This is a genomic window from Schumannella soli (assembly GCF_006517435.1).
GTDB classification, from domain to species: Bacteria; Actinomycetota; Actinomycetes; order Actinomycetales; family Microbacteriaceae; genus Schumannella; species Schumannella soli.
Window position 1 is genome coordinate 1,247,930 of sequence record NZ_VHQG01000001.1, and the last position, 10,146, is coordinate 1,258,075.

Consider the following 10,146-nt stretch of genomic DNA (forward strand, 5'->3'; position numbering starts at 1 on the left):
GAGCCGCCCGACCTCGGGCCCCCGCGGGTCGGGCGCTACGCGCTCGCCAGCGTCTTGGCCATCTCCTCCGCCGACTGCCCACCGCGCCGCAGCACGAGCCCGACCACGGCGAGCGCGAGCAGCGTCAGCACGAACATGACCGCCGAGACGGCCGCGATCTCGGGCCGCAGACCGACGCGCAGCGCGCTGAAGATGTACACCGGCCACGGGGTCGCCCCCGGCACCTGCACGAAGCTCGACACGATCGTGTTGTCGAGGCTGAGCGTGAACGACATGAGCGCCCCGGCCCAGATCGCCGGGCTCGCGACCGGCAGCGTGATCTGGAAGAACCGACGCAGCGGCGGCGCGTAGAGGTCGGCCGCGGCCTCCTCGAGCGACTCGTCCATGCCGTGCATGCGCGCCCGCACGATGAACGTCACGACGGCCACCGACAGCACGCTGTGCGCGACCACGAGCCGCACCATGCCGTTGCTGAACGGGGCGATGCCGAAGTCGGTGCCGAGGCTGACGAACCAGGGGAGCATCGACACCGCATCCACGATCTCGGGCGTGAACAGCGTGATCGTGAGCAGCCCGGTCGCCCAGAGCACCCACTTCGCCTTCACTTTCGACCGGGCGAGCGCCAGCCCGCCGAGGGTGCCGAGGATGGTCGACAGCACGGCCGCGCCGAGCGCCGCCTGCAGCGAGGTGATGACCGAGGCGCGCAGCACCGGGTTCTCCCACGCGGCCCCGTAGGCATCGAAGCCGAAGCCCTGCCACGTCGCGAGCAGCCGGCCCGTGTTGAAGGAGTAGGCGATGATCACGATGATCGGGATGAACAGGAACGCGAACACGAGCACGCCCCACACCGTCAGCCCGACGCCCACACCGTCGCGGCGACGCCGGTTCGCGACACTCGGTGCGGGCCGATCATCCACCGCGCTCATGCCGCACCTCCCGTCAGCACGACGCGTCGCGCTCGTCGGATCCCGAACCTGATCACGAGCGCGACGACGGCGACGATCGCCACGGTGATCGCCGTGAACAGCATCAGCAGCACCGCCATCGCCGAGCCGAGCGCCCAGTTCTGGGCCGTGTTGAACTGGCTGGCGACGAGCTGGCCGATCATGTTGCCCTGCGCCCCGCCGAGCACCGACGCGGTCACGTAGTCGCCCATGAGCGGGATGAACACGAGCAGCGCCCCGCTCGCGATGCCCGGGGCGGCGAGCGGCAGCGTCACCTGGAACAGGGTGCGGATGCGGTTCGCACCCAGATCGGCGCTGGCCTCCCGCAGCGAGGTGCCCGCGCGATCCATCGCCACGTACAGCGGCAGGATCATCAGCGGCAGGTAGTTGTAGACGACGCCGATCTGCACGGCCGTCGACGTGTAGAGCACATCGAGCTTCTCGAGTCCGAGCCCCTGCATGGCCGACGAGACGAAGCCCTGCGGCGACAGCACGATCTGCCAGCCGAGCGTGCGCACGAGGAAGTTCGTCCAGAACGGCACGAGCACGAGAGCCAGTGCGAGCGCCCGGTACTGCGGCTTGAGCTTCACCGCGAGCCAGTAGGCGAAGGGGATCGCGATGATCAGGCAGATGACGGTGCCGACGACGCCGATGCGCAGGGTGTTGAGGAAGGTGCCGAGGAAGGTCGGATCGAGCGCCTCCGCGTAGCGGTCGAACGACAGCTTGTCGTTGGCGTGCGCCGAGAACAGGTCGGGCTTGTAGCCGAAGCTGTACCAGAGCACGAGCGCGATCGGCACGATGAAGAAGAACAGCACGAACGCCCAGGTGGGGAATCCGGCGATCGTCGTGCCGCTGAGACGCTGACGGATGCGCGAGCTGCCGGCCGCTCCGACACCCCGACCGCGCCGGGCGCCGCGCCCGCCGTCGCCCGGCTCCTGCGCGAGCGTCATGATCTCGGTGGTGGTCATCAGCTGCCCGCCTTCGCCATCATCCGGTTCATGATCGAGGTCAGCCGCTCGGTCGCGTCGGTCACGAGCGAGGGCGTGAGCCGCTTCTCGACCTCCTCGGTGAGGAACACCAGCTCGGGGAAGTCGTAGTCGCGCTTCCGCGCCAGCTCCTCCTGCCCCTTCAGCCCGGTCGAGTAGCCGATGTAGTCGAGCTCGCGGTAGGCGACCTCCGGCTCGAGCATCGAGTCGATGAAGGCGTACGCCGAATCCGGATGCTGCGCGCCGGTCGTGATCGCCCAGCAGTCCATCCACAGGTTGGCGGTCGGGGTCGGGAAGACGAACTTCCAGTTCTTCGGCGGCTTGTCGGTCGCGAGATACGCCTGCCGCACGTCGCCGTTGAAGGCCTGGATGAGCGAGAACGTCTGCTGCGGGATGCCGCTCTGCGCTGCGCTCGAGTTGAAGGCCTTCACGTGCGGCGCGAGCGTGTTCACCATGTACTTCTCGCAGGCGTCGAGGTCGGCCTTCTTCGTCGTGTTCGGGTCGATGCCGTTCGCGGCGAACCAGATGCAGCTCACCTCCCACGGGTCTTCGAGCAGCGCCGTGTTGTGGCTGGCGGTGGTCTCGGCGACGTCGAGGAAGTCCTGCCACGAGGTCATCTCGCGGTCGATCACGTCGGTGTCGTAGGCGTAGCCGGTGGTGCCGAAGTCCTTGCAGACCGTGTAGACGTTGCCCGGATCCCACGACTGGTCGCGGTAGGCGGGAAGCAGGTTCGCGAAGTTCTTCAGCTTCGACAGATCGAGCTTCTGCACGAGCTTGTTCTTCGCGAGCAGCGGCACGTAGACGCCGGTCGGCACGATGATGTCGTAGCCGCTCGTGCCGCGCGTCGCGCCGAGCTTGGAGATCATCTCCTCGTTCGAGCCGTAGCTGTCGATCTGCACCGTCACGCCGTTCTTGCGCTGGAACGCGGCGATGTTGCGCGGGTCGTCGTAGTCGCCCCAGCTGTAGACGTTGAGCTGACTCTCCAGCTTGCCGTCGACCGGCGCCGACGCGGCGATGCGGGTCTCGCGGGCGCAGGCGGCGAGCGTCAGCGCGGTCGCGCTCACGGCGAAGCCGCTGAGCAGGGCACGCCGGGTGATCTGCGCGGATGCGGCACGCGGGATGAGCGCGCGCACCTCGGCGCGAGGGTGCGGGCGGGCCGCCATCAGGCCGCCGCCCGCTCGGCCGGGAAGGTGCGCAGGGCCGCCGCATCCCAGTGGAACCACACCTGATCGCCGGTGCTGAGGCTCTCGGCCCGCGCCGGATCGACGCGCGAGATCAGCTCGAGCCCGCTGGGCGTCGTGACGACGTACTGGATCGCGTCGCCGAGGAACGAGATGCCCGCCACGGTCGCGGGCAGCGCGGCGCTCGCCGGACGCGTGGCCGTGACGGTGACCGCCTCGGCGCGGATCGTCGCGGTGACGCGGGTTCCGGATGCGGGCGCGGGCGCCGCCGATCCGACGTCGCCGAGCCGGCCGAGCGGGCCGTCGGCGGCGAGCAGCGTGCCATCGGCCTGCACGGTCGCCTCGATGAAGTTCTGCTTGCCGATGAACCCGGCGACGAAGGCGTTCGCCGGTTCGAGGTAGACCTGCTCGGTCGTGCCGATCTGCTGGATCGCGCCGCCCTGCATGACCACGATCCGGTCGCTCATCGAGAGCGCCTCCTGCTGGTCGTGGGTGACGAAGACGAAGGTCGTGCCGAGCTGCTGCTGCAGCAGCTTGAGCTCGATCTGCATCTCCTCGCGCAGCTTGCGGTCGAGGGCCGACATCGGCTCGTCGAGCAGCAGCACGCGGGGGCGGTTGACGAGGGCGCGGGCGAGGGCGACGCGCTGCTGCTGACCGCCCGACAGCTTGAGCGGACTGCGGTCGGCGAAGTCGCGCATCCGCACCATGTCGAGCGCCTCGGTCACCCGGGCGCCGATCTCGCTGCGCGCAGTGCGCTTCTGCCGCAGCCCGTAGGCGACGTTCTCGGCGACCGTCATGTGCGGGAACAGCGCGTAGCTCTGGAAGACGGTGTTGACCGGCCGCTTGTACGGCGCCGTGTTCAGCACGCTCGTTCCGCCGACGAGGATGTCGCCGGAGTCGGGATGCTCGAAGCCGGCGATCATGCGCAGCAGCGTCGTCTTGCCGCAGCCCGAGGGGCCCAGCAGGGAGAGGAACTCGCCGCTGTGCACATCGAGGTCGACGCCGCCGATCGCGACGTTGCCGCCGAACGACTTCACGATGCCGCGCAGCTCGACGCTGCCGTTCACGCCATTGCCGCTCGGGGTGACGCCGTCGGGGGATGAACCGGCCACACGAACTCCCTTGCTCGCCTTCTGGTGGGGCGACGATATACCGCTCGCGCGACGGAATCGAGAGTTGCGGTGGGATTCCGACGGAGGTATACGAAGGGATGCGCCGGTTCGGGCTACGGAATCCGTCGCTTCGCGGGGGTGCGGCGCGTGCATCCGTGGTGTCGCGCGTCGGCGGGTGGCAGGGTGGGCGCATGTCGAACTCGCGCGGAGGCGGTGCTGTCGAGGGCGGCGCCGGTGCCGTCGCCGGGTCGGGTGCTGTCGCGACCTCGCACCACCTCGCGACCGAGGCCGGGGCTGAGGCGCTGCGTGCTGGCGGCAACGCCGTGGATGCGGCGATCGCCGCGGCGGCCGCGCTGTGCGCCGTCTATCCGAACAACGTCGCGCTCGGCGGCGACCTCGTCGCGCTCGTGCGCGCACCTGACGGGACCGTGACCTTCGTCAACGCGACCGGCCGCGCCGTGCGCGACGAGACCCTCGAGGGGCTGCGCGAGCGGCACGGCGACCGGATGCCCGACCGCGGCATCGACACCGTGACCGTGCCCGGCGGGGTGCGCGGCTGGAGCCTGCTCGCGCAGGGGCGCGCGCGCCTGGGCTGGGACGCGCTGCTCGCGCCGGCCGCGCGGCTCGCCGACGAGCATCCCCTCGCCCGGTCGGTCGCGGCGGCGATCGTCGAGGACGGAGACGCGCTGCTCGCCGATCCGGGGTGCCGGGCGATCTTCGCGCCCGACGGCCGCGGGCTGCGGGAGGGCGAGCCGCTGCGGCAGCCGGCGCTCGCCGCGACGCTGCGCGTCCTCGCGACGCACGGTCCCGACGCCTTCTACGAGGGGCCGCTCGTCGAGGCGTGGGTCGCCGGCCTGCGCCGACTCGGCAGCCGGATCACGGCCGAGGAGGTCGCCGCGTTCCAGCCCGTGCTGGATGCGCCGATCTCGCTCGTGCTCGCCGACGCAGTCGACGGCGAGCACGGTACGGGGCTCGTTGCCGGGCTCGGCGCTCGCTCGCTCGAGATCATCACCAGCCCGCCGAACACGCAGGGCTTCTCGCTGCTGCGCACCCTGCGAGAGCTCGACCGGCTCGCGCGACGACGTCGTTCGGAGGGCGGAGCCGAGCTCGATCCGCTCGGAGCGGGTGCCGGCGAGCTCGGGCGGCTCTTCGCGGAGGGCAACGCGATCCGGGCTTCGGTGCTCGCCGATCCGGATGCGCTGAGCACCGGCGAGCTGCTGACCCGGGCCGGCCTCCGCGGCCGTCACCGCGCGGATGACGGCGGCGCGACCGGATCCGAGACGGACACCGACACGGAGGCTCACGCCCGCTCCGCCGCCCCCGACGCGGACGGGCTCCACCCCATCCGTCCCGCCCGCGGCGACACTGTCGGGCTCGCCGCCGTCAGCGACGACGGCTGGGCCGTGTCGCTCGTGCAGTCGGCCTACTGGAGCTTCGGCGCCGCGGTGCTCGAACCCGAGACCGGCGTGCTGTTCCAGAACCGCGGCACCGGCTTCTCGCTCGACCCCGCGCATCCCGCCGCCTTCGCTCCCGGGCGGCGTCCGCCGCACACGCTCATGCCGGTGCTAGTGCTGGATGCGGCCGATCGATCGCTCGTCGCCGTGCAGTCGACCATGGGAGGGCAGGCGCAGCCGCAGATCCACGCGCAGCTGCTGCTGCGTCAGCTCGGGGGTGCGAGCGTCGGCGCGGGAGCCGGCGCCGGTGTCGGAGCGAGCGCCGTGACCCGGGCCCCGCGTTTCGCGATCGGGGTGCAGGCCGACGGCGACACCCCGTTGACCGCGACCATCGAGAGCGACCTGCCCGATGCGGCGAAGCGCTCGCTCTCCGCGGCCGGCTTCGCCCTGCGCGAGGTGCCGCCGCACGACGAGGACCTCGGCCACGCGAACCTCATCCGCCCGCTGCCCGAGGGCGGTGCGGGGTACACGGACGGGCCGCGCTGGGATGCCGCGAGCGATCCGCGCTCCGACGGCTCAGCGATCGTCGTGCCGCCCCGGCCCTGACCGCGCGACGCCCTCCCGCGCTGTCGCCGGGTGTCGCTAGCGTGCGATCCATGCAGATCCAGTTCATCGCGGGCTACGGCCCGATCGGACCCGACCCGGCGGCGACACGGCGATTCTGGGGCGACGTGATCGGCCTCGAACTCGACGAGATCGCTCCCGACTACTTCCACGCCCGCGATCTCGATGGGGCGAAGGTGTTCGGGCTGTGGCCGCTCAGCCAGGCGGCCGAGGCGACTTTCGGCACCGCTGAGTGGCCCGCCGATGTGGCCGTTCCGCAGTCGTGGGTCGAGTTCGAGCTCGAGTCGCCCGAAGCGGTCGCGGCGGGCGCCGCCGAGCTCGCCGAGAAAGGGCAGCGCATCCTCGTCGGCCCGAAGGTCGAGCCGTGGGGTCAGTCGACGGCGCGCCTGCTCAGTCCCGAGGGCATCCTCGTCGGGCTCTCGTACCTGCCGTCGTTCCACGAGAGCTGAGCCGCCGCGACTACGCGCGCGCGATCTCGACCATCGTCTCCACCCGCTCGCGCAGCCGCACGGCGAGGTCGCCCACCGAGGCGACCGGGGGTTCATGGATCGCCTCGAACAGCGCCGCGAAGACGATCGCGACAGCGAGACGGCCGCGCCGCTCGCCCAGGCGGTCGATCGCGGCGTCGCTGATCGCGGTGCGCAGCTGCGACATCCACTTGTGGATCGCCGGCGACACCTCGGGCCGCGCGCGACCCAGCTCCTTCACCCGGGCGGTGTCGGGCGGCAGGTCGATCGTCGCCGCGAGCAGATCGCACAGGTCGCCCACCGCGCCGGGTTCGCCGCCCTGCGCCGCGAAGCGCTCGAGGGCCTCGGCGTGGATGCGCGGCTCGCGCAGTCCCAGCGCCGCATCCGCCTTCGACGCGAAGTAGTTGAAGAAGGTGCGCGGCGAGACCTCGGCGACCTCGCAGATCTCCTCGATCGTGACGCCGTCGAGGCCGCGCGCGAGCACGAGCGACCGCGCTGCCTCGTGCAGCGCCATCCAGGTGCGGGCCTTCTTGCGCTCGCGCAGCGAGACCTCCTCGACGTCGCCGGCCAGCAGCAGCGCGGCCGTGTCGAGCGGCACGTGCTCGCGCACCGCCGAGGTCGTCGGAGAGGTCTCGCCGCGCATCCCGCTCACCGCTGCACGACGGGCACGGAGCCGGTCATCGGCGCGACGAACGAACCCGACTCGTTGGCGGCCAGCACGGCTTCCTGCTCGAGCTCCTCGGTCGCCTCGCGGTGCTTGTCGGCGCGCTCCTGCAGCGCCGAGCGCTGACGCAGCGGCGGCACCTTGAAGAACCAGGTGAGGATGAACGCGAGCACGATGATCGCGAAGCCCACCCAGAACACGGCCACGGCCGAGTCGTTGAAGCCGCCGAGGAACGCGCGGGTCAGCCGCGGGTCGGCCCCGTTGAGGAACGACGTGTCGCTCGAGCTCGACTGGCTGTCGCTGGTCTTCGCGTCGGCGACCTTGTCGGCGATCTTCGGCGCGAGCTGGTCGACCCAGTAGCCGCGCTGGTCGGCGTCGGACCAGTCGACCGCGAGCTTGCCGTCGACGACGGAGGCGTGGGCCTTGCCGGCGGCGGCTTCGAGGGCGGGCTGCGCGGCGGCCGGCGGAACGGCGGCGAGCACCTGAGCGGTCGCCTGGTCGAGGCCGTCCTGCACCTGCTTCTCGATCGGGGTGACGATCGGGGTCCAGATCTGCTTCATCACGCCCGCGTTCTTCGGGGCGCTCGCGACCGTCGGGTCGAGGGCGGCGTCGAGGGCCGAGCTCAGGTCCTTCTCGTTCGACATGGCGCTCGCGATGTTGCCCGGCAGCGCCGAGAACAGCACCGACAGCAGCACGGCCACGCCGAGCGTTCCGCCGATCTGGCGGAAGAAGGTCGCCGAGCTCGTCGCCACGCCCATGTCGCGCGGCTCGACCGAGCCCTGCGCGGCGAAGGTCAGCGTCTGCATGAGCTGGCCGAGCCCCAGTCCGATCACGAACATCGCGATCAGCAGGTACCAGAGCGGGCGGTCGATGTTCATGAAGGTCAGCAGCACGTAGCCGACGGCGGTGAAGGCGGTTCCCGTGATCGGGAAGGCTCGGTACTTGCCGATGCGCGAGATCATCTGGCCCGACACGATCGAGGCGACCATGAGGCCGAGCACGAGCGGCAGGGTGGCGAAGCCCGCGGCGGTCGGGTCGAGGCCGACGACGATCTGCAGGTAGAGCGGCAGTGTCAGCATGGCGCCGAACATGGCGAAGCCGACGAGGAAGCCGAGCAGCGCGGCCATCGAGAAGGTGCGCGAGCGGAAGAGCTTCATGGGCAGGATCGCGTTGTCCTTCATGAGCGTCTCGATGACGATGAAGGCGACGAGTCCGATGGCGCCGATCACGTAGCAGGCGATCGATCCGACGGATCCCCATCCCCAGGTGCGGCCCTGCTCGGCGACGAGCAGCAGCGGCACGAGCGCGACGATGATCGCGGTCGCCCCCCACCAGTCGATGCGCGGCGCGGAGGCCCGGTCGTGCACCTTCGGCAGGTGCAGGAAGCGGATGACCATGATCAGCGCGACGATGCCGATCGGCACGTTGATCAGCAGCACCCAGCGCCATCCGGTGATGAAGAGGATCTGGTCGGCGCCGGCGAGCAGCCCGCCGAGCAGCGGTCCGATGACCGAGGCGATGCCGAACACGGCGAGGAAGTAGCCCTGGTACTTGGCGCGCTCGCGCGGGGCGAGGATGTCGCCGAGGATCGCGAGCGGCAGCGACATGAGTGCGCCCGCGCCGATGCCCTGGATCGCGCGGAAGCCGGCGAGCATGAGCATCGAGGTCGACATCGACGACAGCACGGCGCCGGCGATGAAGACGCTGATGCCGAAGATGAACAGCGGGCGGCGGCCGAAGATGTCGCTGAGCTTGCCGTAGATCGGCGTCGCGATCGTGCTCGTGATCAGGTACGCCGTCGTGACCCAGGCCTGCTGGTCGAGGCCCTTGAGGTCGTCGCCGATCGTGCGGATCGCCGTGCCGAACACGGTCTGGCCGAGCGACGAGAGGAACATGCCGGCGAGCAGGCCGTAGATCACGAAGAGGATCTCGCGGTGGCTCATGAGGGTTCCGCCGGCGCCGCTGCTGCCCCCTCCGCCGGGGGTGTTCGAGCGGGGTGGTGAGCTGACGGCAGCCGAGGACATGCGCTTCCTTCGAGGTGGGGAGGGTCGTGACGTCGCGCGCCGGGACCCGGTGGTGGAGGGGGTGTCACCGACGCTGGCGACTTGCTTGCATGAAGTGCAAACTTTTAGACCCTGCAAGATTATTCCCGCAACGCCTGTCGCGCAAGCCAGAGTGGGCCGTCGACAGGCGGGATCTGCGGAATGGAGACCGGATCGAAGGTCGCTATCCATTCCGGCAGGGCTCGCCGCGGCGGCCCCTGCCTAGCCTGACCGGGTCACCCCTCTCGGAAAGGTCGTCATGTCCGACTCCCTCCCTCTCGTCCAGCACTGGATCGACGGCGCCGTCAGCGCCTCCGCCTCGGGCCGCACGGCCCCGGTCTTCGATCCCGCCCTCGGTCGTCAGACGAAGTCGGTCGTGCTCGCCGACCAGGCCGAGATCGACGCGGCGGTCGCTTCGGCGGCGGCGGCGTTCCCGGGATGGGCTGCGACGTCGAACGCGAAGCGGCAGCAGGTGGTGTTCGCGTTCCGTGAGCTGCTCAACGCGCGTTCGCGTGAGCTGGCGGAGATCATCACGTCGGAGCATGGGAAGGTCGTCTCCGATGCCGCGGGTGAGGTCGCGCGTGGTCTCGAGGTCGTGGATCTGGCGACGGGGTTCCCGCACCTGATCAAGGGCGGCTACTCCTCGAACGTGTCCACCGGCGTCGACGTCTACTCGATCAAGCAGCCGCTCGGCGTTGTCGGGATCATCTCGCCGTTCAACTTCCCGGCGAT

At 70.6% G+C, this 10,146-nt stretch carries 9 protein-coding genes; 3 read left to right on the forward strand and 6 right to left on the reverse strand.

From position 1 onward, the window contains the following. Positions 1-35: 35 nt before the first annotated feature. The 4 genes from FJ657_RS05625 to FJ657_RS05640 are packed head-to-tail and all read right to left on the reverse strand — an operon-like array spanning position 36 to position 4,223. On the reverse strand, positions 36-926 hold the full coding sequence (locus FJ657_RS05625) for an ABC transporter permease (RefSeq protein ID WP_255447156.1): 891 nt from the start codon (positions 924-926) through the stop codon (positions 36-38). After that, positions 923-1,912, reverse strand: a complete 990-nt coding sequence (locus tag FJ657_RS05630; protein WP_255447157.1) for an ABC transporter permease — start codon at positions 1,910-1,912, stop codon at positions 923-925. The genes FJ657_RS05625 and FJ657_RS05630 overlap by 4 nt, the downstream gene beginning before the upstream one ends. Continuing rightward, the gene (locus FJ657_RS05635; protein ID WP_141162629.1) at positions 1,912-3,093 is read right to left on the reverse strand and encodes a polyamine ABC transporter substrate-binding protein; all 1,182 of its coding nucleotides are present in this window, start codon (positions 3,091-3,093) and stop codon (positions 1,912-1,914) included. Before FJ657_RS05635 ends, FJ657_RS05630 begins: the two co-directional genes overlap by 1 nt. Next, positions 3,093-4,223, reverse strand: a complete 1,131-nt coding sequence (locus FJ657_RS05640; protein WP_255447158.1) for an ABC transporter ATP-binding protein — start codon at positions 4,221-4,223, stop codon at positions 3,093-3,095. Before FJ657_RS05640 ends, FJ657_RS05635 begins: the two co-directional genes overlap by 1 nt. 191 nt (positions 4,224-4,414) lie before the next feature. On the opposite strand from FJ657_RS05640, the gene FJ657_RS05645 reads away from it, so the two are divergent. Next, positions 4,415-6,223 carry a gamma-glutamyltransferase gene (locus FJ657_RS05645; protein WP_141162631.1) on the forward strand — a complete coding sequence of 603 codons (1,809 nt, stop codon included), beginning with the start codon at positions 4,415-4,417 and terminating at the stop codon, positions 6,221-6,223. A gap of 50 nt (positions 6,224-6,273) precedes the next feature. Then, positions 6,274-6,690: a VOC family protein gene (locus FJ657_RS05650; protein ID WP_141162632.1), complete on the forward strand. Its 417-nt coding sequence runs from the start codon at positions 6,274-6,276 to the stop codon at positions 6,688-6,690. 10 nt (positions 6,691-6,700) lie between these two features. Here FJ657_RS05650 and FJ657_RS05655 read toward each other — a convergent pair whose 3' ends face one another. Further along, a complete protein-coding gene (locus FJ657_RS05655) occupies positions 6,701-7,351 on the reverse strand; it encodes a TetR/AcrR family transcriptional regulator (RefSeq protein WP_141162633.1) in 651 nt (216 codons plus the stop codon). Positions 7,352-7,356: 5 nt separating this feature from the next. Then, on the reverse strand, positions 7,357-9,396 hold the full coding sequence (locus FJ657_RS05660) for an MDR family MFS transporter (RefSeq protein WP_439653927.1): 2,040 nt from the start codon (positions 9,394-9,396) through the stop codon (positions 7,357-7,359). A gap of 277 nt (positions 9,397-9,673) precedes the next feature. Here FJ657_RS05660 and FJ657_RS05665 point away from each other — a divergent pair. Next, a partial coding sequence (locus FJ657_RS05665) for an aldehyde dehydrogenase family protein (RefSeq protein ID WP_141162634.1) occupies positions 9,674-10,146 on the forward strand: 473 nt, incomplete at its 3' end.

Excerpts from the sequence above, each read along its gene's own strand:
- FJ657_RS05660 (WP_439653927.1), bottom strand. The coding sequence starts at position 9,396 with ATGTCCTCGGCTGCCGTCAGCTCACCACCCCGCTCGAACACCCCCGGC.
- FJ657_RS05645 (WP_141162631.1), top strand. The coding sequence starts at position 4,415 with ATGTCGAACTCGCGCGGAGGCGGTGCTGTCGAGGGCGGCGCCGGTGCC.
- FJ657_RS05630 (WP_255447157.1), bottom strand. The coding sequence starts at position 1,912 with ATGACCACCACCGAGATCATGACGCTCGCGCAGGAGCCGGGCGACGGC.
- FJ657_RS05625 (WP_255447156.1), bottom strand. The coding sequence starts at position 926 with ATGAGCGCGGTGGATGATCGGCCCGCACCGAGTGTCGCGAACCGGCGT.
- FJ657_RS05635 (WP_141162629.1), bottom strand. The coding sequence starts at position 3,093 with ATGGCGGCCCGCCCGCACCCTCGCGCCGAGGTGCGCGCGCTCATCCCG.
- FJ657_RS05655 (WP_141162633.1), bottom strand. The coding sequence starts at position 7,351 with ATGCGCGGCGAGACCTCTCCGACGACCTCGGCGGTGCGCGAGCACGTG.
- FJ657_RS05650 (WP_141162632.1), top strand. The coding sequence starts at position 6,274 with ATGCAGATCCAGTTCATCGCGGGCTACGGCCCGATCGGACCCGACCCG.